Origin of the sequence: Pseudomonas mosselii (assembly GCF_003205295.1) — a bacterium.
Taxonomy (GTDB): Bacteria; Pseudomonadota; Gammaproteobacteria; order Pseudomonadales; family Pseudomonadaceae; genus Aquipseudomonas; species Aquipseudomonas mosselii_B.
Genome location: NZ_QJRP01000001.1, coordinates 43957 through 65826 on the forward strand (window position 1 = coordinate 43957; position 21870 = coordinate 65826).

Here is a 21870-nt window from a genome sequence, read left to right on the forward strand (position 1 = left end):
ATGAATGCAACCACGCGTGACAACGGCGGCCTTCGGCAACGGGACCTCGACGCCCTGGCCCGCGCCGAGCACGCCGATCCATTTGCCGTGCTGGGCCCCCATGGCGACGGTGCGGGCGGCCTGTTCGTCCGCGCCTTCCTGCCCAATGCCCTGAACGCACGACTGCTGGCGCGCCACGATGGGCAGGTTCTTGCCGAAATGGTGCAGGGCAGTGTGCCGGGACTGTTCACCGCGCACCTCGACGAGGCACAGGACTACCTGCTGCAGATCGGCTGGGCCGGCGGCGAGCAGGTGACCGAAGACCCGTACAGCTTTGGCCCGCAACTGGGCGACATGGACATGCACCTGTTCGCCGAAGGCAACCACCGCGACCTGGCCGGACGCTTCGGCGCCCAGCCGACGCAGGTGGACGGCATCGCGGGCGTGTGCTTCTCGGTGTGGGCACCCAATGCCCGGCGGGTCTCGGTGGTCGGCGACTTCAACAACTGGGACGGGCGCCGCCACCCCATGCGCCTGCGCCACAGCGCCGGGGTGTGGGAGTTGTTCGTGCCCAGGCTCGGCGTGGGCGAGACCTACAAGTTCGAGGTGCTGGGCGCGGACGGCGTGCTGCCGCTCAAGGCCGACCCCCTGGCCCGCGCCACCGAGCTGCCGCCGAGCACCGCTTCGAAGGTGGCTGGCGACCTGGCCCATGACTGGCGCGACGACCAGTGGATGGAGCAGCGCGCCCAACGGCATACCTACAGTGCCCCGCTGTCGATCTACGAACTGCACGCCGGCTCCTGGCGTTGCGAGCTGGACGATGCCGGCGAAGTCGCGCGCTTCTACAACTGGCGCGAGCTGGCCGAGCGCCTGGTGCCCTACGTACAGGAACTGGGCTTCACGCACATCGAACTGATGCCGATCATGGAGCACCCCTTCGGTGGCTCCTGGGGCTACCAGCCACTGTCGCTGTTCGCGCCGACCTCGCGCTATGGCAGCGCCGAGGACTTCGCTTTCTTCGTCGATGCCTGCCACCAGGGTGGCATCGGCGTGATCCTAGACTGGGTGCCGGCGCATTTCCCCACTGACGAGCATGGCCTTGCACGCTTCGACGGCACCGCCCTGTATGAGTATGACAACCCGCTGGAAGGCTTCCACCAGGACTGGAACACGCTGATCTACAACCTTGGCCGCAACGAGGTGCGCGGCTTCATGCTCGCCTCGGCGCTGCATTGGCTCAAGCACTTCCACATCGACGGCCTGCGCGTGGACGCGGTGGCCTCGATGCTCTACCGCGACTATTCGCGCAAGGCCGGCGAATGGGTGCCCAACCGCCACGGCGGGCGCGAGAACCTCGAGGCCATCGACTTCATCCGCCACCTCAACGGCGTCGCCGCCCACGAAGCACCGGGCGCGTTGATCATCGCCGAGGAATCCACCGCCTGGCCCGGGGTCAGCCAGCCGGTGCAGCAGGGCGGACTGGGTTTTGCCTACAAGTGGAACATGGGCTGGATGCACGACACCTTGCATTACATCCAGAACGACCCGGTGCACCGCACCTACCACCACAACGAGATGAGCTTCGGGCTGATCTACGCCTATTCCGAGCATTTCATCCTGCCGATCTCACACGACGAAGTGGTCCACGGCAAGCATTCGCTGATCGACAAGATGCCCGGCGACCGCTGGCAGAAGTTCGCCAATCTGCGGGCGTACCTGGCGTTCATGTGGACCCACCCGGGCAAGAAGCTGCTGTTCATGGGCTGCGAGTTTGGCCAGTGGCGCGAGTGGAACCACGACCAGCAACTGGACTGGTACCTGCTGCAGTACTCCGAACACCAGGGCGTGCAGAAGCTGGTGGCCGACCTCAACCGGCTGTACCGTGAACTGCCGGCGCTGCACGAGCAGGATTGCCGTGCCCAGGGCTTCCAGTGGCTGATCGGCGACGATGCGCACAACAGCGTATACGCCTGGTTGCGCTGGAGCAGCCAGGGCGAGCCACTGCTGGTGGTGGCCAACTTCACCCCGGTGCCGCGGGAGGGCTACCGGATCGGCGTGCCGTTCGGCGAACGGTGGCAGGAGTTGCTCAACAGCGATGCCGGGCTATATGCCGGATCGAATGTGGGGAATCTCGGAGGGGTGGTCAGCGAGGCGATCGCCAGCCATGGCCAGCCGTTGTCGCTGGCGCTGAACCTGCCGCCATTGGGGGTATTGGTGATGAGTCCCGCCTGATGGCGTCGTCGCCAGCAGAGAGAGGGTCCATACTGAAACATCAGGACCCAAATTCATCCTTTTGCGATCAGGCCGGCGCGTCCTAGGCTATCCAACCCAGGCGCGCGCCTTTTCGTACCGGAGGTGAAGCATGAACCCCACCTTGCCAATCCTGGGCCTTGGCTTGTTGCTGGCCCTGCCGCTGCAGGCAGCGCCCCTGCCAGGGCCGTTGCTAGCCGCCAATGACAGCAACAATCCGTACAACAGCCCGATCATGCGCGCCAACCCCAACAGCCGCCAGGGCAGCGTGCCCGCCAGCCCACCGGTGCGCGGCCCCTCCACGCAACCCAACCCGCGCCCGCCGACCCTCGACAACCGCGGTATCGGCAACGGCGACAATCTGCGCCGCGAGCAGCAAACCCCGAACCTGGAACCCACCCGGCCACCACGCGACTCCCTGCGCGTGCCGTGAGCCCCTTCGAAGGAATCGAGCATGACGCCACGCACCTGGATGATCTCCCTGGCGGCCGCCAGTCTGTTCCCCTTGTTGGCCCAGGCGGCCGTCGAGCAGCAGTTTCCCAGTGAAGAGGGGCAGCTGACCGTCAGCACCGTCGCCGACGGCCTGCGCAACCCCTGGGCCCTGGCCTTCCTGCCGGGTGACAAGGACATGCTGGTGAGCGAGCGCCCCGGCAACCTGCGCATTGTCAGCGCCGAGGGCAAGGTAGGCCCACCGTTGTCCGGCGTGCCCAAGGTGTGGGCCGAAGGGCAGGGTGGCCTGCTCGACGTGGTGCTGTCGCCTGATTTTTCCACGGATCGCACGGTGTATTTGTCGTTTGCCGAGGAAGGCCCCGACGGCAAGGCCGGGACTGCGGTCGGCCGTGGCCAGCTGTCGCAGGACCGGGCGCGCCTGGAAAATTTCACCGTGATTTTCCGCCAGCAGCCAAAGCTCTCCGAAGGCAATCACTTCGGTTCTCGGTTGGTGTTCGATCGCGACGGCTACCTGTTCATTGCCCTGGGCGAGAACAACCAGCGGCCCACCGCCCAGGACCTGGACAAGCTGCAGGGCAAGCTCGTGCGTATCCTGCCCGATGGCGAGGTACCCAAGGACAACCCCTTCGTCGGCCGCGACAACGTGCGTCCGGAGATCTGGTCGTTCGGCCACCGCAACCAGCAGGGCGCGGCCCTGAATCCCTGGACCGGCCAGCTGTGGACCCACGAGCACGGCCCCCGTGGTGGTGACGAGATCAACATTCCGCAGCCCGGCAAGAACTACGGTTGGCCGATCGCCACCCATGGCATCAACTACTCGCTACTGCCGATCCCGGAGGCCAAGGGCAAGCATGTCGATGGCATGGTCGACCCGCACCATGTGTGGGAGAAATCGCCGGGCATCAGCGGCATGGCGTTCTACGACAGCCCGACCTTCAAGGCGTGGGACCACAACCTGTTCATCGGCGCGTTGGCGACCCAGGAATTGATCCGCCTGCAGCTTGATGGCGACAAGATCGTGCATGAAGAGCGCTTGCTGGGGGAACTCAAGGCGCGGATCCGTGACGTGCGGGTTGGGCCGGATGGCTATGTGTATGTGCTGACCGATGCCAAGGATGGGGCATTGCTGAAGGTGGGATTGAAAGACGGTTGATGCCGGTGAGAGCCTGTCGCGTGGCAGTAGGCGCGTCCGCGACAAGGCGAAAGTGTCGTACCATGGCTGGCATGACACCCGAATCCCTCTACCAGCAAGCACTCACCGAACGCGGTTTCTTTCCTGATCCGGCCCAGGCGGCGGCCGTCACTGCATTGCAGGCCTGCTTCGACTCCCTGGCCCAGGGCAAGCCGACCCAGGGCCTTTACCTCTGGGGCCCGGTGGGCCGCGGCAAGACCTGGTTGATGGACCTGTTCCACCGTTGCCTGCCGGTACCCGCCCGGCGCCAGCACTTCCACCACTTCATGGCCTGGGTCCACCAGCGCCTGTTCCAGCTCAACGGCACCGCCGACCCGCTCAAGGCCCTGGCCCGGGAGTTGGCCGGCGAGATCCGCGTACTGTGTTTCGACGAACTGTTCGTCAGCGATATCGGTGACGCGATCATCCTCGGCCGGCTGTTCCAGGTGCTGTTCGACCAGGGCGTGGTGATCGTCGCCACGTCCAACCAGCCCCCCGATCAGCTGTATCGCGACGGCTTCAACCGCGAGCGCTTCCTGCCGGCCATCGCTGCCATCGAGCAACATATGCGTGTGCTGTCGGTGGCCGGAGACCAGGACCATCGCCTGCACCCGGGCGCACGGCTGCAGCGCTACTGGGTGGCACCACAGGGAGGCGGCGGGGCGCTGACGACGGTGTTCGAGCAATTGAGCCCGAACGATCCCGGCAGCGTGCAGGCCGTGCAGATCGGCTCACGCCACGTGCGGGTCGTGCGCCATAGCCCCAGCGCGCTCTGGTGCCGATTTGCCGATCTGTGCGAGCAGCCCCTGGCCGCCATGGACTTCATGGTGTTATGCGACCGTTATCCGGCCATTCTGGTAAGTGATATTCCCGCCCTGGGTGGTGTGCAGCAGGCCGGGCGTATCGCCCGTGGCACAGAGGATGGTGCAGCCCGCGTCGAGGCCGGAGATCGCGAACTGCCAACCCTGGCGCCAAAGGATGACAGCGTGCGGCGCTTCATCGCGCTGGTCGACGAGTGCTACGACCGTCGGGTGGTGTTGTACCTGGAAGCCGAGGTCCCGCTGGAAGCGCTCTACACTCAAGGGTATCTGGCGTTCCCGTATCAACGGACCCTGAGCCGGCTACGGGAGATGCAACTGCAACGCTTCGCCTGAAGGAGCCGACCATGGAGCCGCTGTCGCATCATCTGCTGACCCAGGCCTACAACAATGGCTGGGCCAATCACCGCCTGTACAAGGCTTGCCTGCAACTGACCCAGGACGAATTCGTCGCTCCCCGTTGCAGCTTCTTTCCCTCGATCAAGGCCACTCTCAACCACCTGTTGACAGTGGACTGGTTCTACCTGGATGCGCTGGAGTGCGAGCAGCGCGGCGCAGCGCCAGACCCGGACGCAGAACGCTTCTTCGTGCCCGAGCAACCCTTTGCCACGTGCTCCGACCTGCAAGCCCAGCAGGCCCAGGCAGACCAGCGACTGATCACTTATTGCCGGCAGCTGCGTGATGAGCAGCTCGGACGTTATGTCAGCATTGTTCGACCGCAGCGGATGCAGCATGAGTCACGCCTGCGCTTGCTGTCGCACCTGTTCGAGCACCAGATCCATCATCGCGGACAGGTGCATGCGATGCTTAGCGATACGGCGGTCAGGCCTCCGCAACTGGATGAATTCTTCTGCGAGGAGGAGGCATCGCTGCGCGCCGAGGATTTTGCCGCCCTCGGCTGGAGCGAGGCGCAAATCTGGACGCAGCACTGAGCGGTGGTCAAGGTGTTTCTCCACCCACCAGATCGTGGGCGGCCTGGACCAGCTGCTCCAGTTGGTGGTGCACCATGGCTCGATCCATTTGCACCAGAGACTGGCGGTTCCACAGCACCTGCATGCCCGAGAGCGGATCAGCACCGAGCACGGGCTTGCAGACGTCCTGGCAGAACAGGTTCTGCTCGCCCCAGCGCACGTCATCGATGGGGGGCTGTTCAATGAACATCAGCAACTGGTCGGCAGGGTGCTCGGTCACGTTGCACACATGGGGGCCTACCCGCAGGCTGATAACGGGTTCGAAGGCCGCAGGGGGCTCCAGCTTCAGGGCAGCGTACAGCTGGGTCAACGCGTAGTCATAGTTCGAACCTGGCATGGCGAATTCTCTTCGGATGGGGGCGTCACGGTAGCGACCACGCGGCTTGTCGGGATATCGGGTGTTGTCGTGTTTTTTTAGCTGTTGGCTTCCCCTGCTTCCTGTCGCCCTACAAGTGATGGCGAAATGATACCTGTCATGTGAAGACAATCCCTGCGTCCATTCCTAGGAAAGCGCCGTAGCCTAACGCCATGTCTATACCGGTTGTAACGTCAACGACCTGGCCGGTGTGTTGAAAGGTCTACGGGATGTCAGGCCTGGTGCGAGAGGGATTTCTCCAGTTGAGGACTGGTGTGTGCAAGGGCGGCAGATGGATGTTGTCGGGGCGGGTTTTGCGTCCCAGGGGCAGGAAGGCTTCTACGCGGTGATGGCTGGTGAGCTGGCCGTGCGCGAGAAGGACAACGTCATTGAGCTACAGGCCGGCGAGCTGCTGTTCGTCAGGCGCGGTACCTACCTGGTGGCGACCCGATGGGTGAGGTGCCAAGTGCTGTGGCTGCCGCTTGATGTGAATTTCGTGCAGGCGTTCATGCAGCGACATGGCAAAGAACTGAGCCACCTTGAGCGCTGTGGCGAACCCTGTGTGAATGCCCTGCGACTTGACCCTTGCGCCATGGCTCAGGAGTGCGTGACTCGTCTGGCTGCGCTCGGTGGCGAGGGTACGTCGTCCATGCTGGCGATGCTGCGCCTGGAGGAACTGTTGCTGTTGCTGGTGTTCGGGCCGCAGGGGCGGACATTACTGGCAGCCTTGCGCCAGCAGGGCAATCGTCATGCGGATCGCTTGCATGCCTTCATGGAGCAGCACTACCTGCGCGAGTGGCGCCTGGATCAATACGCCGAGGCCTTCGGGCTCGGCCTGACCGCATTCAAGAGCCTGTTCTGCTCGTTGTACAACTGCTCGCCGCGGGCCTGGATCACCGAGCGCAGGATCGTCCACGCGCATCACCTGCTGCTGAACACGCGCATGAGCATTGTCGACATTGCCATGGAAAGCGGTTTCTCCAGCCAGTCGTATTTCAGCCAGAGCTACCGCCGGCGTTTCGGCTGCACACCCAGCGATGCCCGTCGCTAGACGCCAATCTTTACCTTCCATGGACAAATCCTGCATGAACAGACTTCCAACGCAGCTGGCCCGTCGGCTGGGCATGGCGCCCTGGCTTGCCGATGAGACCGGCGGCTATCACCTGTGCATCGATGGTCATGGCCTGCAGCTCGAACTGCGTGGCGCACATTGGGTGGTTGGCAGCTCGCTGTCATCGGTGGTTGGGCAAGGCGCCGGTCTCGACCGGCAGACCCTGCGCCGTCTGTTGGGCATGGTCACTGGATGGGCCGCGCATTGCCCACAGCGGCTGGCGCTGACACCTGAGGGCGAGTTGGTGCTTGAGGCGTGGATAGACGTATCACAGGGTGATGTGGATACCTTCGAGCATGTGCTGGGGGTTCAGGTCGCCCTTCTGGATGTCCTGTGCGCGCAACGCCGCAGCCGGGCACCTGTGATTGTCCGGGGGGCTGGCGTATGGCTGCCATGAGATCGCTTGCCGCCGGGTTGGCAGCCCTGCTTGCCAGTCTTGTCGCCCAGGGCGAGCCACTGGACTGGTCAGGCGAGCCGTTCCACTACGTTGCCCAGGGCGAGAGCCTGCGTGACGTTTTGGCCAACTTCGCCGCCAACTACCAGGGTTCGGTGGTGGTCAGCGACAAGGTCAGGGATCAGGTGAGCGCGACCTTCGAACAGCCGGATCCACAAGCATTTCTCGAGCAGGTCGCCGTGCTCTACAACCTGGCCTGGTACTACGACGGCGCGGTGCTGCATGTCGACAAAGCGAGCGAAGTGCAGACGAGATTGATCCATCTGGACAAAGTGCGCGAGTCGCAACTGCGCGCCGCTCTCCAGGAGGGTGGTGGCTGGACCTCGCGCTTCGCCTGGCGCGCCGCGGCGGGTGGACGGCTGGTGTATGCATCGGGACCACCCCGCTATCTGGATCGGGTCGAGCAGACGGTCAAGGCGCTGGAGCAGCAGGCGAACCTGCATGACGAACTGGGCGGCAGCCTCAGCGTCGAGGTGATCCCGCTCAGGCATGCGGTGGCCGAGGATCGTGAGATCGACTATCGCGACCAGAAGGTGGCGGTGCCCGGTGTGGCGACGATTCTTTCCCGGGTACTGGCCGATGCCAATGTAGTGGCGGTCGACGGTCAATCTGTGGGAGAGGGCGCGCCCGTGCGTTCAGGGCGTGCCGTGGTCCAGGCCGAACCGTCGCTCAACGCCATCATCGTTCGCGATCACGCCGAGCGCCTGCCCATGTACAGACGCCTGGTGATGGCGCTGGACCGGCCCGCGGCGCGGATCGAAGTAGGCCTGACGATACTCGACATCAATGCCGAGCACCTGTCGGAGTTGGGGGTGGAATGGCAGGTGGGTATCGGTACCGGCAAGCACCATCTGATCGACATCCGTACCCCCTCTGGCCAGTCCGAGGGCTCGCTGGCCGGTAGCCTGGTCGACAGCCGAGGCGTCGATCGCTTGCTGGCCAAGGTGACCCTGATGCAGGGCGAAGGCCATGCCCAGGTGGTCTCGCGGCCGACCTTGCTGACCCAGGAAAACACCCTGGCGGTGATCGACCACAGTGAAACCTACTATGTGCGGGTGATGGGCGAACGGGTGGCCGAGCTCAAGGCGATCACCTACGGCACCTTGTTGAAGATGACGCCGCGTCTGATCCGCAATGCGGACCGGCCGGAAATCAGCCTGAGCCTGCATATCGAGGATGGTAACCAAAAGCCCAACAGCACCGGCCCCGACGGTATTCCCACCATCAGCCGTACGGTCATCGACACGCTGGCCCGGGTTGATCTCGGGCAGAGCCTCATGATCGGTGGCATCCATCGCGACGAATCAAGCGAAAGCCTCCGCAAGGTCCCCTTGCTGGGTGACATCCCCTTGCTGGGCGCCTTGTTCCGCTATCACTCGAACAACACGCGTCGATCGGTCCGGCTGTTCCTGATCGAGCCAAGGCTGATTGATCCCGGGCTTGGCGAGCGTGCCTGAAATGACCTGGAAACTGCGCATCTACAGTGGCTTGAACGCTGGCGCCGAGGTGTCCCTGGCACACGGTCGGGTGGTCATCGGCGCCGACCCGGCCCAGGCCGATCTGGTCCTGATGGATACAGGCATAGCCTCGATTCACCTGGTGCTGATGGTGGAGTCCGGTGGCGTGCGCCTGCTGGAGTGGGGATCGACCGAACCACCCACCCAGGCTGGACGGGAGGTGGCAGCAGATGCCGAGTTGCAGGCGTTGGCGATTCAATGTTGCGGCCCGCTGTACTGGGCCTTCTGCAATCAGCACGATGTGTTTACCGAGCGACCTTGCGCACTGGCTGAAAAGCCTGGTTTGTGGCGCGGCTGGTTCATGCTGCCAGGCGCCGGTTTGCTCGTGCTGCTCGTGCTGCTCACGCAGCTGTTGATTCCCGAGGCAGGGACACAGGACATGCCAACGGCGGTGGTTGTCCCTGTCGAGCCTTCCCCTCGGTCCCAGGGGCAAGCCCGGACGAGATTGGCGCAACTACTGCGGGAGTGGCGACTGGAGGGCACCCTGAGCGTCGTGGACCAGGGGGACACCCTGGTACTGCGTGGGGCGCTGCGCGAGCGCCAGCTCCAGGACTACCAAAGTCTCCAGCGACAGTATCGCGAGGCATTTGGCGACCACCCGTCGTTGCGGCTGGTCGACGAGGGCAGGACGCCTGCGTCCAGCAAACTCGATTTTCCTGTTCGAGGTGTGTCACTGGGACGATTGCCCTTCGTGACACTGACTGACAACCATCGTTATCCCGTGGGGGCGCTGATGCCTTCCGGAATTCGCATCCTGGCGATCGATGATCAGGCGATCACGCTGAGCAAGGGAGGTCGGGACTACGTGATCAACCTGAAGGAGAGACCGGCAGATGATGGATGAACTCATGCAAGAGGTGCGTGACGCACGCAGGCAGGCACGAATGTTTTCGGTGCTGGAGCACGCGCGACAGACTTGCCTCAGGCAGATGACGCAACCCCTGTCGCCCCCTGAGTTCCAAGCGTTGCACCACCAATTGGCAGCCCTTGAGGCCGCCTTGAATATACTCGAGAAACTGGAGAAACACTGAAATGACCAACATCAGCGGCGGATTCTACGACGGCACGCACAACACCATGGACATGGTCCACGAGGGTATGGTCAAGCAGGCGCAACAGGCTAACAAGGCAGTGCTCGAGTCACTCCAGAAACTCAACGAGAAAAGTGACGATCCGGCATTGCTGGCCGACATGCGCCACCGTTCGAACATCTGGTCGAACGTCTTCCAGGTCGACGCGACCCTTGGCCAGACGTTCAAGAACACCATCAGCAGCATCTTGCAGAAGTTCTGAGCATGAACCATTCCGTGAACAATCTGATGGCTCGCCTGGGCCTGCTGGGTGTCGAGCACCGTCACCATGAAGAGGCCATGTCTATTGCGCAATGGCTTGCCCGGGAGCCAGCGACCAGAGAGGCCGCCAGTGCGATTCGCATCGCCAGTTTGATGGGGCAGGGGCGCTGCGAGGAGGCCCTCGTAGAGGGCAACGAGGCGCCCTGGCCATCCCTCGGGCCCTGGCTGGCGCTGTGCGAGCGCCAGCTGGGCTACATGGCCGCGCTGGAGCGACGGCTCGAACGCATGGCACTGAGCGAGGATCCCGATCTGGTGCGATTCGCCGAGGGCATGCGCGCCCAGGTGGTGGCATGAACCCGCTGGGATCGACGCTGTTTTCCGGCGTGCAGCAAACACAGGCCCCGATGCTGGCGCACAACGACAAACACGCGACTGAATTCCAGGCAAACCTTGCTGGAGACCAGGCAAGCGAGCAGGCGTGTGCGGAACTGACACAGCAAATGAACCTGCAAGTGCTCGCCATGGCGATGGACCTGCTGAATGATTCCTTCACGGTGGAGGGCGGCTCATGAGTGGCATTACCGAGGTAGCGCCAGTGGTCACCGATCTGCAGTCCCTGTCGGCACCGGTTGTCGACGCCGGGCAGGTGGCCGAGTTCGAGCAGGCGCTTGCCGGTTCTGCCGGCAGCGCTGAGGACGGACTGTTGCACCAGGTCGGTCAGCTCAGCCAGCAGCATGCCGAGGCCAGGCAGGGCGCGCACGCCAACCTGGTCTCCGGCACAGGTGATCCCGTGGCATTGATGGATGCCCATTGGGCGCTGATCCGTACCAACCTGCAGGTGGAGTTGATTGCCAAGGGCGTGGGGCGTACCACGCAGAACATCGAAACCCTGATGAAAGCCCAGTAGGTGCCCTGTGAAGAGATCATGGCAGTGCATGCTGCTTCTGGCGGTGCTGGCACTGGGTGGGTGCAAGGTCGAGCTCTACCTTGGTCTCGGCCAGCGCGAAGCCAACGAAATGCTCGCGGTGCTGGACGCCGAGGGCATCGAGGCGGTGAAGGCCCAGGACAAGGACGGCAAGGTGAAGATCCTGATCGACGAAACCGACATCGGTCACGCGGTGGCGGCACTCAAGCGCCAAGGCTACCCACGCGAGATGTTTTCCACGGTCAATGACGTGTTTCCCCGGGATAGCCTGATCTCTTCACCGTTGGAGGAGCAGGCGCGGTTGACCTATGTGAAGTCGCAGGAACTGTCGCGGACACTTTCCGAGATCGACGGGGTGTTGGTGGCGCGGGTGCATGTGGTGTTGCCGGAAGCCCATGACGGCCTGCGCAGGCAGGTCGGCACGGCGTCGGCGTCGATCTTCATCAAGCACGCGGCGGATGCGGCGCTGGACCTGTATACCGGACAGATGAAGCAGCTGTTGAGCAACAGTATCGAAGGCCTGGACTACGAGCGCATCAGCGTGGTGCTGGTGCCGTCGACACAGGCCAGCCAGCCGCTGGCAGGCCTGCGTCATGTGACGCTGTTGTCGATACAGGTACTGGAGGGGTCGCGCTGGCGCCTGGTGACACTGCTGGGCGGATTGCTGGGAGTGCTGGTGCTTAGCAACCTGGCGCAGTACCTGTGGTGGCGGCAGAGAGCATGACTGAGTTCCAGCTTCGCTTCTGCCCGGCATACTACCTGCACTTGACCCATTTTCCTGAGGCCCTGGGTCAGGTAACTCAGGCCTTGCCCCATTGGCGGCAGAGTGGCGCGGTCAACGGTTGGCTGATCTCGGTGCTGGAGCTGTCCGAACCGTTCGACATGCCAGGGCGACTCGGTAGGCTGGCCCTTTTTGCCCAGCCTGCGTTGGAGCAGGTGTTGGCCAGCTTGGGTGGTCTGCTGCACGGCCAGGCCATCAAGCAGGTCTTCGATCGCCCAGGCCATTCGCGATTGCGGCTGGCGCTGGATCCGCAGGGCCTTCGCTATTGCCTGGAACAGTGGCGCCTGGTCATTGGCCCTTGGCCTGCCGACTGGCAACAGGCGCTGCCAGACGGTGATCTGGACGCGTACCTGCTTGGTTGTGGCTTGGCGTTCTGGCTACAGGCCTGCGGAGCGGTCGATCCGGGGTTCGCTCGGCGCCTGGCTCTGCGCCTGCCAGTCATGACTGGCGTGCCAACTTGGCCGATGAATGATGAACAACGCGGCCTGGCCCGCATTCTTTGCATGAAAGTGGCCCGAGACAGGAGCCCGGCATGTTGCCATTTGTTGAACTGATCGATGCCCGCCCGATGATCGATCCAAGCCGGACCGTACTGCGCAGCGCGGATTACCAGCAGTACCTCGACACCAGCGCATTGACCGAAAATGCCAGGCAGCGTGCCCGAGACATCGACTCCCGGGCCGATGCGGTGCTCGAAGAGTATCAGCGGCTCGGGCGGGAGATCGGCTTGGAAATGACCGCTGTGGAACGGGCGGCGTTGCTGCACGGGACGCGATTGCGCTGCGCCGAACTCTATCGCCGGGCCGACCGGCAGATCAGCGAGGTGGTGCTGCAGGCGGTAAGCAAGGTGCTGGGGGAGTATCCCGACATCGTGCTGACATTGGCCGCGACCCGCCAGGCGCTGGCTCAGGTCAGGCCACGGGAGGCGCTGGTGCTGCACGTTCGTCCGGATCAGTTGGTCGAGGTTCGTCAGCGTCTGGATGCGGTCCTGATGCAGTTTCCCGAGGTGGGGCCTGTAGAAATAAGCGCCGATGCCCGGCTTGCGCTAGGTGGCTGCCGCCTGGAAACCGAAGGTTGCGTGATCGATGCCAGCATCGAGGGACAGTTGGCTGCGTTGCAGCGGGCGCTGACGCAACGGCACATTGACGATGAGGCTGGAACGCCATGAACGAAGCCGTGTTGGCCGCAGCCGAGCGGGCTATCCGTGATGATCACGAGCGGGATGCGTTGCTCCAGGTGTTCTGGACACAGCTTCGCCAGCCTGCAAGGAATCCGGCGCGGGACGGTGAAGATGCCGTGCCTGTGCGTCGGCCATTGCCTCAGCGAGGGATTCTGGTCTAGCGGTCCCAGTCGTGACGCAAAAGGGATTCGTGGGAGCGGTGGTGCGTCGATGCTCCCCTGCTAATGATTACGATGCTGTTCCCTGTCGTCGGGCCGGGCAATCTTGGGTAGCCCTATGCAATCTCCTCCTGCGCCCGCAGCCAGCGGATCACCTCGGCGACCGGCTGGATCAGTTCGCCGGGAATGTACTGCTCCACCCGGCTACCCGCGAACAGCGCTCGGGCCAGGGGAATGCGCTCGAGTACCGGTATCCCTTCCTCTTCGGCAAGCCGCCGAACCAGCAGGGCCTGCTCGTCGGTGTATTTGAGGGTAACCAGCGGCAATGGTGTTTCCCCGGGGTTGTAGCGCAAGCCCACGGCGATATGGGTCGGATTGGCGATGATGACCGACGAGCGCCTGACGTCCGCGCGCAACGTGCCTTTCTGCATCTCGCGGTGACGCTTGCGACGCTCGCGCTTGAGCTCAGGGGCGCCTTCCATCTCCTTGTGTTCACGCTTGACCTCTTCCTTGCTCATGCGCAGCTGCTTGTGATGCTGCCAGCGCTCCAGGCCGTAGTCGGCCGCCGAGATCGCCAGGAAACCCACGGCGCAGACCCCGATCAGCTGGCCCATCAGGCTGCCCAGCAACGGCAGGATGCATTCGATGCCACATGACGACACCCGCAGCAGCGTGCCCAGGTGCTCGCTGAGCAGGCCAAGCACCAGGGCGCCGAGCAGCAGCACCTTGAGCGACGACTTGAAAAAATCGAGCAGGTTCCTGATCGAGAAGACCCGCGTCACGCCCTCCAGCGGGCTGACCTTCTTCAGGTCGGGTGCCAGCGATTGGCCGCTGAATACGAAACCGGTCTGCAGCAGATTGCCGACAATAGCGGCCAGCGCCGCGGTCAGCAGGAACGGCAGGGTGAGCCATAGCAACTCATGCAGCAGCTGTTCCAACATCAGTTCCAGTGCCTGGCGAAAGGGCAGGTGGAGCAGGGGGGCGGGAAGCATCATCAGCCCACGCAGATGCCCGAGAAAGTAGTCGGGAAATCCCATGGGCAACGCGACCAGGCTCAGGATGAGTACAGTGGAGACCAGCTCCTTGCTCCTGGCCACCTGGCCGTTGCGGCGCGCATCGCGCAATTTCGCCCGTGTGGGTTGTTCGGTCTTTTCGGTGCTCATGGCTGTTCCAGCAAAGGGCCGAGCAGGCGTACCTTGGCCAGTGCGATGAACACCTGGTCCTCGGCCTGGGTCATCAGCAGGAACAGGTACGGTACCAGCAGCGCACTGCAGACCAGGCTCTTGATCGGCATGGACAGGATGAACACGTTCAGCGTCGGCGCGAAGCGGCTGATCAGGGCCAGGCCGAATTCGGCGAGGAACATGGCGATCAGCAACGGCGCGGCGAACAGCACGCACAGGGCCAGCAGGTAATCGAACTGGGCCAGGAAGAACGCGTTCCACTGGCTGTCGATGTGCGGGTAGAAGCTTGCCACCGGCCAGCTGGCGTAGCTGCCCAGCAGTGCGCCCAACAGCCCCAGGAAGGCACCACCGGTGAAGAACAGGGTGACGAGCGTCTGGACCATCAGGGCACCGGTGGGGCTGGTCTGGCTGCCCAGCAGCGGGTTGAGGGTTGAAGCCAAGGTGGCCCCGCGCTGGTTGTCGATGAGAAAACCGCAGGCCTCCAGGGCCCAGAATGGAATGACCACCACGAAGCCCAGCAGCAGGCCGAGCAGCACTTCCTTGCCGATCAGCAGGCCCAGCTGCAACCCGTCCAGATCGGCGGGCAGGGTGTCGGCCACGCAGGGGTAGATGAACAGCGCCAGTGAACAGGCCACGCCGTTGCGCACCAGGGCGCCACCCAGCACTTGCTTGCCAAGAATCGGCAGGAGGAGGAAACAGCCGAACAGCCGGGGCAGGATCAGGCTGAAACTCAGCAGCACCTGTTCAAGCGTCTGGACCGTCATCGCACCGAAGGAATCCGATTGAGCACCAGGTCGGTGTAACGGTACAGCTCGCTGCCCATCCAGTCTGCGGTGACGAACAGGGTGACGATCACCGCCACCAGCTTGGCGACGAAGCCCAGGGTCTGCTCTTGCACCTGGGTCAACGCCTGTACCAGGGAGACCAGGGTGCCGACCAGCGCGGCTATCAATACCGTCGGCAGTGAAAGGACCAGCACCAGCCACAGCGACTGGCTGGCAAAGTGCAGGACTTCGGTACTGCCCATGTCAGCCTCCGTAGCTCAGCACCAGGCCATGGGAGAGTCGTCCCCAGCCGTCGAGCAGGACGAACAGCAGCAGCTTGAAGGGCAGTGAAATGGTTACGGGCGAGACCATCATCATGCCCATGGCCAGGAGGATGTTGGAGATGATCAGGTCGATGGCGATGAAGGGCAGGTAGATCAGAAAGCCGATCTCGAAGGCCCGGCTCAGCTCGCTGATGGTGAATGCCGGCAACAGCACCAGCAAGCTGTTGCCATCGACCCGCTCGGCGTACTTGCTGGGCCATAGCTGACGGGCGCTGTCGAGGAAGAAGGCGCGTTCACGCTCGTTGACCTGACGGTCGAGGAAGGCGCGAAACGGCGCCATGCCCTCGTCGAGAAAACGTTCGACCGAGCGGGCATCGCCGAGGGTGGTCTCATGGGCGTTCAGGTAGTCGTAGGTGGCCATGCCCACCGGGGCCATGACATAGATACTGAGGATGATCGCCAGGCCATACAGGGCCATGTTCGGCGGGATCTGTTGAACCCCCAGCGCATTGCGCAGCAACGAGAAGACCACGGCCATCTTCAGGAACGAGGTGGCCATGACCGCGATGAAGGGCGCCAGGGACAGCAGCGCCAGGCCGAGGATCAGGCTCAATTCGTCCGGCAGCTGGATCATGTCGATTGCTGCTCCAGCAGGCGGTTGACTCGCACCCCAAGGCGGCCGTCGATCTGCACCAGCAGACCGGTGCCGATACAACGCTGGTTGGCGAGGATGCGCACCTGGGCATCCAGCGGGCTGTGCAGCTCGATCAGCGCTCCAGGGTGCAGGGTCGACAGCGTGTGCAGGTCGAGGGTCTGGCGGCCGACTTCGAAACTGACCGGGATGGGTAGTTGCTCCAGAGCTTCCAGGGCGGTGTCGGTCACAGGTGGTGTTGCGTGCATGCGGACTAGCTCCAGATGTGTGTCGTCGAGTTGCAGTTCGGCCCAGGGGTGGCCATCGAGCATGCCCAGCAGCCTTGGGGAAACTGGCGTACCGGCGGGCAGCAGCAGGATATCGCCGGTGCCGAGGTCACACAGGTCGTGCAACGTCATTTCGAGGGGACGCCACTGCAGCGAGAGGTTCAGCAGTATGTTCAGGCGTTCACGCAGTGGGCGCCATGGCAAGGCTTCCAGCAGGCGCTCGCTGTCGCCTTGTACCCAGCAGGGCAGCAGGCTTTGTGCGTTTTTCAGCGTTACCTGCAGGCCAGGTGCGCGGTCGATGGCCCCTGCCGGCTCGATGCCCAGGCATTGCAGACCGGGTATGCGAGGGGTATCCCGTTGCAGCACCGCCAGCTGCAGCGCGGCGGGCAGGCTGGCAAAGTCGGCCTCCTGCAAATGCGGGGTCAGCCATTGCGCCAGGCGCTGCCGGCGGCACAGCAGGCGCGCCGGCACACCGCGCCAATCGATCAGCATGGCCAGATCCGGCTCATCGCCTGGAACGGTGATGCTCAGCGACGCTTGGCCTTCACCGTCGGCATAGTAACGTTGGCGATGGCTCAGTAACTGCTGCAAGCGCAGTTCCCAGGCATGGGCGGCAGGAAAGCTCGGTGCATTCATGGTTCAGGCCACCCCTCATCCTCTACATGACGCCTGTTGCGCGAGCCTTGCTGGTTGTCGCCATTTGCGCCAAAGCCGAGGCCGACCGGCTGCGCGGGATCGAGCCGCTGCAAGCGGTCAAGCAGGTCCATGCTGGCCATCTGCAATTGCCGCAGACTCGTCGGCGCGGCCTGGATCTCAACCTGCAGGCCAGCGCTTACATGATTCATGCGCACTTCCACATGACCCAACTGCGGCAGCTGCATTTGCAGCAAGGTCTGTTCGCGCGTACCAGTCCTGCTGCCGTACAGTTGCAATTGCAGGCGCTCCACAAGAGTCTGCAGATCCTGTGTGGGTCCAACGACCGTTGACGGCAATATCCTGTCAATCAGGGGGCGCTCACCCGATGTAGGGGAGGGCGCAGGTATTGGATCGGTATCGCTGGGTATCAGGCGAGACAGTTCGTTGCCGGTGCTGTCGTGGGCGGTTTGCGGACTTGCCTCGGTACGACTTGCCCCGGCTGATGGGGTTGGCTCTGCTTCATCCGGTAATGGTGACACGGACGCCGGAAGGGGGCGTTCAATGGCGTTCTCGATCCGCGCAGGCAGTTGCGGTGCGCAGGCGGCCGGGAATTGGCAGGTTGGAGCAGCCATGTTCAGGACCGCCTGGGCGACAGGGCGTCCTGGGTTGGCTGCGTCTTGAACGGGTCGATGTCCAGCATTCTGGGGGGCGCCGCGCTCGAGCTGCGGATTCTCCAGCAGCTGTTCGAACATCAGTCGTTGTTCATTGCGAGACACAAGGCCAGGCGTGTCAGGCGATGGAACTTCCGGCAGCGCAGGGACTGGCCGGGTGTTCAGCATTGCGGGCCTCCCTGGCCATGGCGCTCTTCCACTTCGAGTTCCTGGCTGTGCTCTGCCTGCTGAGCGGCTTGCCGGGAGGCCTGCTCGTGCAGCTGGTTCAAGTTGTCCAACTGTTGTCTGGCCTGAGTCAGTTTTGCTTGCGCCTGCTGGCACGCCGTATGCTGGCGTGCCAGCGCGTTTTCGCATGCCACGACTCGTTCACGCAGGCTCGCTTCTCGTTCACCGAGCAGGCCGACCTGTCGACGCCAATGCTCCAGGGCATGGAGGTTGGTCAGGCGGCCCACCTGCGTGTCGAACAGGCGCTGCTCTTGTTCGACGGACCAGCGTCGATACGCCAGATGCGCTTCGACCGACTGCTCCTTGTCTGCCTGTACCGCCTGCAGGTGAGCTTGTTGATTGCACGCTTCGCGTTCGGCCCGCTGCAGTCGGCGTCGCTTGATGGATATCAGGGCAGTCAGGGGCACCGGGCGATCTCCAGCAGTTGTTCGAGGCTCTGTTGCAGCGAACTGTGTTCGCGCGGGGCCTGGCACAGCCAATTGCGGATGGCGTCACGCTTGTCGATGGCCAGGTCAGCGGCCAGATCCTGGCCTCGGGTGTATTCGCCGACTCGCAGCAGCAACTCGACTTCCTCGTAGCGGGCCATCCATTCGCGCAACTGGCAGGCAGCGGCCCTGTGGGCAGGGCTGACTACCTGGTGCATGACCCGGCTGACCGAGCGCAGCACGTCGATGGCTGGGTAGTGGTTGGCTGCCCCCAACGCTTGTGACAGCACGATGTGGCCATCAAGGATAGAGCGGGTTTCCTCGGCGATCGGCTCGTTCAGGTCGTCGCCTTCCACCAGCACGGTGTAGATCGCGGTGATCGAGCCCTTGGCCGAGTGTCCGGCGCGTTCGAGCAGGCGTGGCAGCAGGGCGAACACCGAAGGCGGAAAGCCGCGTCGGGTCGGCGGCTCGCCCGCGGCCAGACCGATCTCCCGCTGGGCCCGGGCAAAGCGGGTCAGCGAGTCCGTCAGCATCAGGACCTTGCGGCCCTGGTCGCGGAAGTACTCGGCCACGGTGGTGGCGACGAAGGCCGCCCGGGCCCGCTCCATTGCGGGGCGGTCGGAGGTTGCGACCACCAGCACCGCTCGGCGCAGGCCGTGTTCGCCAAGCTCATGTTGAATGAACTCGCGCACCTCGCGGCCGCGCTCGCCGATCAGGGCGAGAACGATCACGTCCGCCTTCGCGTTGCGCAACAGCGAGGCCAGCAGCGTGCTCTTGCCACCACCGGCGGGCGCGAAGATGCCGACGCGTTGTCCTTCGGCGCAGGTGAGCAGGCCATCGATGCAACGGATGCCCAGGCTAAAGGGTGTATCGACCAGCTTGCGGCTCAAGGGCGCCGGCGCATCCCGATGCACCGGGTACCAGGCTTGTGGTGTGGCCGGCATGCTGCCGTCGAGCGGATTGCCGAGGCCGTCGAGCACCGTTCCCAGCAAGTGATCCCCTACGCCCACGCGATGCATGCTCCCGGTGGGGCAGACCTCGGTGCGCGTGCAGAGGCCTTGCATGTCGCCCAGCGGGGCGAGCAGAGCCTGGTCCTGCTGCAGGCCGATGACCTCTGCCAGCAGTACCTGCTCATGATTGGGCTTGCGCAGTCGGCACAGTTCGCCGACCTGTACTCCGGGTGCCAGTGCACGGATCAGGGTGCCGGAGACCTGGGTGACCTTGCCGTTGGCCTGGATCAGGGTGGCGTCGTTCACGGCAGACTTCAGGGCCTGGGGAATCTGGAGCAGCGATGGCGGCATGGGAACGATGCTGGTGCGTGAGTGAAGGGACCATTCTAGGAAGCCTGTCCGGGAACGGATTTCACTGTGGGTCGTATGTTTTTAGATTCCGGTCGCTGGGTGTTGGGCGCCGGTAGGCTAAAAAGAAGCGCCCGACGCTGACAGTACGGCTGTTGGCTTGCCTCTAGCATGCCGCCCATTCATGTATTTCGATGTGAGGTGGTGATGAGCGAAGGCATCGGCTTTGCCCCGGTTGACCCGATGGTGGCCATGGGGGGCGACTGGGAAGCACAGGCTACCCTCCAGGCGCGGCAGGTGACCCCGATGGGGCAGCAGGCCGAGATGGCGGAGGAGGTGTCGATGGCATTCTCGTCGTTGGCCAATGCCCGGCTCAGTGCCCGCAACCGAATTACCGATGCCCGCCAGCATGGGGTACAGGCGGGCCAGGCGGCCGAGGAGATGCTGGCCAAGGTGCCGGACATCCAGCGCCGTGCCCTGGATGAGCTGGCATCCTGGCTGCGTCAGCATCCCGATCTGACGCGGGGGGAGCTGGAGGCACGGCTGGATGGCTTCTCCAGCCAAGCCTGCCATCGTTACCTGGCCCTGGCATATGCCCGCGATGTGTTGGCCAGGACAGCAGATGACAGCGGTTTGCTCGGCAAGCTGGACCAGGCCATGGCGGGCATGGCGCAGGCGCAGGGCCAGGCGATCGAGTTGGGTATCGAGATCGGTCCGTTGGCCCAGGTGACCCAGGAACAAGGTGTCGCAGAGGTGGCCACGCTGCGCGAGGTCTATTGCGACTTCCTGTGCGGTTATCGCGGGCTCAGGCATGCCTGGGACGACTTGCGGTCGCGCTTCGGCGATGCAGCTATCAGCGAGGTTGCCCAGTTCATGCTCAACGGCCTGGCCAGCCATATCAGTGGGCCGTCCTCGCATCTGGACAGCAACCAACTGCAGCAGGTCATCAGCGACATGAAGCTGGTGCAGGCCCTCAAGAAACTGGAAAGCGATACCGCTGCGCTGTTCCGCCAGCTTGCCGGAGAGCCCAGTGGCGTACGGGCCTTCTGACCTGGTCAGCGACCTGTTGGCGCTGATCGACAAGCGCTGGGTCACCGAGCAGGACATCCTGCGCCTGCTTGCCGCGTTGCCGCTCGTACCGGGTGCTCAACGTGTGCATTGTCTGCGTGAACTGCAGCGGATCTTTCGCCTGCTGCCCGTGCAGGTGTTCAGCGAAGAGGCCCAGCGCGAACACCTGTTGGCGGTCTGTCAGTTGACCATGGACCAGCTCATCGACGATGAGGAAGCGTCGCTGCGTGGCGTGCGGGAGGAATGAGCATGGACGATTGTACCGAGGCCATCGTCCGGTTCTGTCGCGATCAGGGCGTGGTTCTGACGCATACGCCGGAAACGTTGCTACGCCTGGATCTCATGGATATCGGTGTCCTGCAGTTCGAGCGGCAGGGAGGGCAGTTGACGCTTTGGCTGAGCTTTACCGTGCAGGGCGCATTGTTCGAGCACGCCATGTCGAGTGCGCTCAGGCATGTCCATGACCAGCAGACGCCTGGCCTGCAATTGCGGTGTGGCCTGCTGCCTGACGAACGTCTGGTGTTGCTGGCCAGTCTCGATGAGCGCCGGGTGACCGAGCAGGTCCTGCATGAAGCTTTCCGGCTGCTGTCGCGGGTGCGCGCCGAAGTGCTCGCGGCATGAACGTGATCGAGCGAGCCGGGCAGTTCCATGACCTGTGGCTGTCATCATTGACAGCCGACACAGCGCTTGCTCGCTCGGCGGGCGAACCGTTGCCGATGCCGGGACAGCCCGTGCAGGCTCATCTGCGTGACCTCTACCCGCAGCAGCAGATGGCACGCCTGCGCCTGTCGTACGCCACTCCCGAACACGTGCTGCGAGCCCTGTATGACCCGCAGCGCTTCGCCACGACGCTGGGCTCCCTGGTGGAGCAACTCCTGAACACCCAGGTCTGCGAGGACCGCCAGGCGGCGGTACTGCTGCAAGCATTGCTGGCCGATCGGCGCACGCTGACGTGCTACGCGAACCTTCTGCTCAAGGTATGAAT

Annotated in this window: 30 protein-coding genes; 21 read left to right on the forward strand and 9 right to left on the reverse strand. The window is 63.7% G+C overall.

Annotated features, from left to right (window positions below):
* The 5 genes from glgB to DMX06_RS00185 all read left to right on the forward strand — a co-directional run bounded on the left by glgB (window position 1) and on the right by DMX06_RS00185 (window position 5600).
* Complete coding sequence (glgB, locus tag DMX06_RS00165; protein ID WP_110733358.1) at window positions 1–2211, forward strand: 1,4-alpha-glucan branching protein GlgB; 2211 nt, start codon at window positions 1–3, stop codon at window positions 2209–2211.
* A gap of 130 nt (window positions 2212–2341) precedes the next feature.
* Window positions 2342–2662 (forward strand): hypothetical protein, encoded by a 321-nt coding sequence (locus DMX06_RS00170; RefSeq protein ID WP_084941344.1) that lies wholly within the window; start codon window positions 2342–2344, stop codon window positions 2660–2662.
* A gap of 21 nt (window positions 2663–2683) precedes the next feature.
* The gene (locus tag DMX06_RS00175) at window positions 2684–3832 is read left to right on the forward strand and encodes a PQQ-dependent sugar dehydrogenase (protein WP_110733361.1); all 1149 of its coding nucleotides are present in this window, start codon (window positions 2684–2686) and stop codon (window positions 3830–3832) included.
* Between the two features lie 71 nt (window positions 3833–3903).
* Window positions 3904–5004 (forward strand): cell division protein ZapE, encoded by a 1101-nt coding sequence (gene zapE, locus DMX06_RS00180; protein ID WP_110734031.1) that lies wholly within the window; start codon window positions 3904–3906, stop codon window positions 5002–5004.
* 11 nt (window positions 5005–5015) lie between these two features.
* A complete protein-coding gene (locus DMX06_RS00185) occupies window positions 5016–5600 on the forward strand; it encodes a DinB family protein (RefSeq protein WP_110733364.1) in 585 nt (194 codons plus the stop codon).
* Window positions 5601–5607: 7 nt separating this feature from the next.
* Here DMX06_RS00185 and DMX06_RS00190 read toward each other — a convergent pair whose 3' ends face one another.
* Window positions 5608–5976 (reverse strand): CesT family type III secretion system chaperone, encoded by a 369-nt coding sequence (locus DMX06_RS00190; RefSeq protein ID WP_110733367.1) that lies wholly within the window; start codon window positions 5974–5976, stop codon window positions 5608–5610.
* A 310-nt stretch (window positions 5977–6286) separates the two neighbouring features.
* On the opposite strand from DMX06_RS00190, the gene DMX06_RS00195 reads away from it, so the two are divergent.
* From DMX06_RS00195 to DMX06_RS00250, 12 genes are read left to right on the forward strand one after another with little or no spacing between them, the layout of a single operon-like run.
* On the forward strand, window positions 6287–7045 hold the full coding sequence (locus DMX06_RS00195) for a helix-turn-helix transcriptional regulator (protein WP_110733369.1): 759 nt from the start codon (window positions 6287–6289) through the stop codon (window positions 7043–7045).
* A gap of 34 nt (window positions 7046–7079) precedes the next feature.
* A complete protein-coding gene (locus DMX06_RS00200; protein ID WP_181427751.1) occupies window positions 7080–7502 on the forward strand; it encodes a CesT family type III secretion system chaperone in 423 nt (140 codons plus the stop codon).
* Window positions 7499–9016 carry a type III secretion system outer membrane ring subunit SctC gene (sctC, locus tag DMX06_RS00205; protein WP_309147754.1) on the forward strand — a complete coding sequence of 506 codons (1518 nt, stop codon included), beginning with the start codon at window positions 7499–7501 and terminating at the stop codon, window positions 9014–9016. The genes DMX06_RS00200 and sctC overlap by 4 nt, the downstream gene beginning before the upstream one ends.
* Window position 9017: 1 nt before the next feature.
* Complete coding sequence (sctD, locus tag DMX06_RS26665) at window positions 9018–9920, forward strand: type III secretion system inner membrane ring subunit SctD (protein ID WP_110733377.1); 903 nt, start codon at window positions 9018–9020, stop codon at window positions 9918–9920.
* Window positions 9910–10107: an EscE/YscE/SsaE family type III secretion system needle protein co-chaperone gene (locus DMX06_RS00215; protein ID WP_110733379.1), complete on the forward strand. Its 198-nt coding sequence runs from the start codon at window positions 9910–9912 to the stop codon at window positions 10105–10107. The genes sctD and DMX06_RS00215 overlap by 11 nt, the downstream gene beginning before the upstream one ends.
* Window position 10108: 1 nt before the next feature.
* Window positions 10109–10369 (forward strand): EscF/YscF/HrpA family type III secretion system needle major subunit, encoded by a 261-nt coding sequence (locus DMX06_RS00220; protein ID WP_110733382.1) that lies wholly within the window; start codon window positions 10109–10111, stop codon window positions 10367–10369.
* A 2-nt stretch (window positions 10370–10371) separates the two neighbouring features.
* Window positions 10372–10722 carry a YscG family type III secretion system chaperone gene (locus tag DMX06_RS00225; RefSeq protein WP_110733384.1) on the forward strand — a complete coding sequence of 117 codons (351 nt, stop codon included), beginning with the start codon at window positions 10372–10374 and terminating at the stop codon, window positions 10720–10722.
* Window positions 10719–10940 (forward strand): hypothetical protein, encoded by a 222-nt coding sequence (locus DMX06_RS00230; RefSeq protein WP_110733386.1) that lies wholly within the window; start codon window positions 10719–10721, stop codon window positions 10938–10940. Before DMX06_RS00225 ends, DMX06_RS00230 begins: the two co-directional genes overlap by 4 nt.
* Window positions 10937–11275, forward strand: coding sequence for a type III secretion system inner rod subunit SctI (sctI, locus tag DMX06_RS00235; RefSeq protein ID WP_110733388.1), 339 nt, complete (start codon window positions 10937–10939; stop codon window positions 11273–11275). The genes DMX06_RS00230 and sctI overlap by 4 nt, the downstream gene beginning before the upstream one ends.
* Before the next feature lie 28 nt (window positions 11276–11303).
* Window positions 11304–12017 carry a type III secretion system inner membrane ring lipoprotein SctJ gene (gene sctJ, locus DMX06_RS00240; RefSeq protein ID WP_110733391.1) on the forward strand — a complete coding sequence of 238 codons (714 nt, stop codon included), beginning with the start codon at window positions 11304–11306 and terminating at the stop codon, window positions 12015–12017.
* Complete coding sequence (locus DMX06_RS00245; RefSeq protein ID WP_110734034.1) at window positions 12014–12628, forward strand: SctK family type III secretion system sorting platform protein; 615 nt, start codon at window positions 12014–12016, stop codon at window positions 12626–12628. Before sctJ ends, DMX06_RS00245 begins: the two co-directional genes overlap by 4 nt.
* The gene (locus DMX06_RS00250; protein ID WP_110733393.1) at window positions 12607–13242 is read left to right on the forward strand and encodes an HrpE/YscL family type III secretion apparatus protein; all 636 of its coding nucleotides are present in this window, start codon (window positions 12607–12609) and stop codon (window positions 13240–13242) included. The genes DMX06_RS00245 and DMX06_RS00250 overlap by 22 nt, the downstream gene beginning before the upstream one ends.
* 286 nt (window positions 13243–13528) lie before the next feature.
* On the opposite strand, the gene sctU is transcribed toward DMX06_RS00250, so the two are convergent.
* The 8 genes from sctU to sctN all read right to left on the reverse strand — a co-directional run bounded on the left by sctU (window position 13529) and on the right by sctN (window position 19820).
* On the reverse strand, window positions 13529–14575 hold the full coding sequence (gene sctU / locus DMX06_RS00255; protein WP_110733395.1) for a type III secretion system export apparatus subunit SctU: 1047 nt from the start codon (window positions 14573–14575) through the stop codon (window positions 13529–13531).
* Complete coding sequence (gene sctT / locus DMX06_RS00260; protein WP_110733397.1) at window positions 14572–15360, reverse strand: type III secretion system export apparatus subunit SctT; 789 nt, start codon at window positions 15358–15360, stop codon at window positions 14572–14574. The genes sctU and sctT overlap by 4 nt, the downstream gene beginning before the upstream one ends.
* Window positions 15357–15623 (reverse strand): type III secretion system export apparatus subunit SctS, encoded by a 267-nt coding sequence (sctS, locus tag DMX06_RS00265; protein WP_110733399.1) that lies wholly within the window; start codon window positions 15621–15623, stop codon window positions 15357–15359. Before sctS ends, sctT begins: the two co-directional genes overlap by 4 nt.
* A 1-nt stretch (window position 15624) precedes the next feature.
* A complete protein-coding gene (gene sctR, locus DMX06_RS00270; RefSeq protein WP_110733402.1) occupies window positions 15625–16278 on the reverse strand; it encodes a type III secretion system export apparatus subunit SctR in 654 nt (217 codons plus the stop codon).
* Entirely contained in the window at window positions 16275–17198 is a 924-nt protein-coding gene (gene sctQ / locus DMX06_RS00275; protein ID WP_110733404.1) for a type III secretion system cytoplasmic ring protein SctQ, read from the reverse strand. Before sctQ ends, sctR begins: the two co-directional genes overlap by 4 nt.
* Complete coding sequence (locus tag DMX06_RS00280) at window positions 17195–17950, reverse strand: type III secretion system needle length determinant (protein ID WP_181427752.1); 756 nt, start codon at window positions 17948–17950, stop codon at window positions 17195–17197. The genes sctQ and DMX06_RS00280 overlap by 4 nt, the downstream gene beginning before the upstream one ends.
* An 80-nt stretch (window positions 17951–18030) precedes the next feature.
* Window positions 18031–18501 carry a type III secretion system stalk subunit SctO gene (sctO, locus tag DMX06_RS00285; protein WP_181427753.1) on the reverse strand — a complete coding sequence of 157 codons (471 nt, stop codon included), beginning with the start codon at window positions 18499–18501 and terminating at the stop codon, window positions 18031–18033.
* Complete coding sequence (sctN, locus tag DMX06_RS00290) at window positions 18492–19820, reverse strand: type III secretion system ATPase SctN (protein WP_110733412.1); 1329 nt, start codon at window positions 19818–19820, stop codon at window positions 18492–18494. The genes sctO and sctN overlap by 10 nt, the downstream gene beginning before the upstream one ends.
* Window positions 19821–20024: 204 nt before the next feature.
* On the opposite strand from sctN, the gene DMX06_RS00295 reads away from it, so the two are divergent.
* The 4 genes from DMX06_RS00295 to DMX06_RS00310 are packed head-to-tail and all read left to right on the forward strand — an operon-like array spanning window position 20025 to window position 21868.
* Window positions 20025–20867 carry an HrpJ domain-containing protein gene (locus DMX06_RS00295; RefSeq protein WP_181427754.1) on the forward strand — a complete coding sequence of 281 codons (843 nt, stop codon included), beginning with the start codon at window positions 20025–20027 and terminating at the stop codon, window positions 20865–20867.
* Window positions 20848–21132 (forward strand): TyeA family type III secretion system gatekeeper subunit, encoded by a 285-nt coding sequence (locus DMX06_RS00300; RefSeq protein ID WP_110733417.1) that lies wholly within the window; start codon window positions 20848–20850, stop codon window positions 21130–21132. Before DMX06_RS00295 ends, DMX06_RS00300 begins: the two co-directional genes overlap by 20 nt.
* A gap of 2 nt (window positions 21133–21134) precedes the next feature.
* Window positions 21135–21506: a type III secretion chaperone SycN gene (locus DMX06_RS00305; protein ID WP_110733419.1), complete on the forward strand. Its 372-nt coding sequence runs from the start codon at window positions 21135–21137 to the stop codon at window positions 21504–21506.
* Window positions 21503–21868, forward strand: coding sequence for a type III secretion apparatus assembly protein SctX (locus tag DMX06_RS00310; protein ID WP_110733421.1), 366 nt, complete (start codon window positions 21503–21505; stop codon window positions 21866–21868). The genes DMX06_RS00305 and DMX06_RS00310 overlap by 4 nt, the downstream gene beginning before the upstream one ends.
* Window positions 21869–21870 lie beyond the last annotated feature (2 nt).

Excerpts from the sequence above, each read along its gene's own strand:
- sctS (WP_110733399.1), bottom strand. The coding sequence starts at position 15,623 with ATGGGCAGTACCGAAGTCCTGCACTTTGCCAGCCAGTCGCTGTGGCTG.
- DMX06_RS00195 (WP_110733369.1), top strand. The coding sequence starts at position 6,287 with ATGGATGTTGTCGGGGCGGGTTTTGCGTCCCAGGGGCAGGAAGGCTTC.
- sctD (WP_110733377.1), top strand. The coding sequence starts at position 9,018 with ATGACCTGGAAACTGCGCATCTACAGTGGCTTGAACGCTGGCGCCGAG.
- sctI (WP_110733388.1), top strand. The coding sequence starts at position 10,937 with ATGAGTGGCATTACCGAGGTAGCGCCAGTGGTCACCGATCTGCAGTCC.
- DMX06_RS00225 (WP_110733384.1), top strand. The coding sequence starts at position 10,372 with ATGAACCATTCCGTGAACAATCTGATGGCTCGCCTGGGCCTGCTGGGT.
- DMX06_RS00215 (WP_110733379.1), top strand. The coding sequence starts at position 9,910 with ATGATGGATGAACTCATGCAAGAGGTGCGTGACGCACGCAGGCAGGCA.
- sctT (WP_110733397.1), bottom strand. The coding sequence starts at position 15,360 with ATGACGGTCCAGACGCTTGAACAGGTGCTGCTGAGTTTCAGCCTGATC.
- DMX06_RS00295 (WP_181427754.1), top strand. The coding sequence starts at position 20,025 with ATGAGCGAAGGCATCGGCTTTGCCCCGGTTGACCCGATGGTGGCCATG.
- sctN (WP_110733412.1), bottom strand. The coding sequence starts at position 19,820 with ATGCCGCCATCGCTGCTCCAGATTCCCCAGGCCCTGAAGTCTGCCGTG.
- DMX06_RS00230 (WP_110733386.1), top strand. The coding sequence starts at position 10,719 with ATGAACCCGCTGGGATCGACGCTGTTTTCCGGCGTGCAGCAAACACAG.
- DMX06_RS00280 (WP_181427752.1), bottom strand. The coding sequence starts at position 17,950 with ATGTTCGAACAGCTGCTGGAGAATCCGCAGCTCGAGCGCGGCGCCCCC.
- sctR (WP_110733402.1), bottom strand. The coding sequence starts at position 16,278 with ATGATCCAGCTGCCGGACGAATTGAGCCTGATCCTCGGCCTGGCGCTG.
- zapE (WP_110734031.1), top strand. The coding sequence starts at position 3,904 with ATGACACCCGAATCCCTCTACCAGCAAGCACTCACCGAACGCGGTTTC.
- sctU (WP_110733395.1), bottom strand. The coding sequence starts at position 14,575 with ATGAGCACCGAAAAGACCGAACAACCCACACGGGCGAAATTGCGCGAT.
- sctC (WP_309147754.1), top strand. The coding sequence starts at position 7,499 with ATGAGATCGCTTGCCGCCGGGTTGGCAGCCCTGCTTGCCAGTCTTGTC.
- DMX06_RS00305 (WP_110733419.1), top strand. The coding sequence starts at position 21,135 with ATGGACGATTGTACCGAGGCCATCGTCCGGTTCTGTCGCGATCAGGGC.
- DMX06_RS00190 (WP_110733367.1), bottom strand. The coding sequence starts at position 5,976 with ATGCCAGGTTCGAACTATGACTACGCGTTGACCCAGCTGTACGCTGCC.
- DMX06_RS00200 (WP_181427751.1), top strand. The coding sequence starts at position 7,080 with ATGAACAGACTTCCAACGCAGCTGGCCCGTCGGCTGGGCATGGCGCCC.
- DMX06_RS00310 (WP_110733421.1), top strand. The coding sequence starts at position 21,503 with ATGAACGTGATCGAGCGAGCCGGGCAGTTCCATGACCTGTGGCTGTCA.
- glgB (WP_110733358.1), top strand. The coding sequence starts at position 1 with ATGAATGCAACCACGCGTGACAACGGCGGCCTTCGGCAACGGGACCTC.
- DMX06_RS00170 (WP_084941344.1), top strand. The coding sequence starts at position 2,342 with ATGAACCCCACCTTGCCAATCCTGGGCCTTGGCTTGTTGCTGGCCCTG.
- DMX06_RS00220 (WP_110733382.1), top strand. The coding sequence starts at position 10,109 with ATGACCAACATCAGCGGCGGATTCTACGACGGCACGCACAACACCATG.
- DMX06_RS00250 (WP_110733393.1), top strand. The coding sequence starts at position 12,607 with ATGTTGCCATTTGTTGAACTGATCGATGCCCGCCCGATGATCGATCCA.
- sctQ (WP_110733404.1), bottom strand. The coding sequence starts at position 17,198 with ATGAATGCACCGAGCTTTCCTGCCGCCCATGCCTGGGAACTGCGCTTG.
- DMX06_RS00185 (WP_110733364.1), top strand. The coding sequence starts at position 5,016 with ATGGAGCCGCTGTCGCATCATCTGCTGACCCAGGCCTACAACAATGGC.
- DMX06_RS00245 (WP_110734034.1), top strand. The coding sequence starts at position 12,014 with ATGACTGAGTTCCAGCTTCGCTTCTGCCCGGCATACTACCTGCACTTG.
- sctJ (WP_110733391.1), top strand. The coding sequence starts at position 11,304 with ATGCTGCTTCTGGCGGTGCTGGCACTGGGTGGGTGCAAGGTCGAGCTC.
- DMX06_RS00175 (WP_110733361.1), top strand. The coding sequence starts at position 2,684 with ATGACGCCACGCACCTGGATGATCTCCCTGGCGGCCGCCAGTCTGTTC.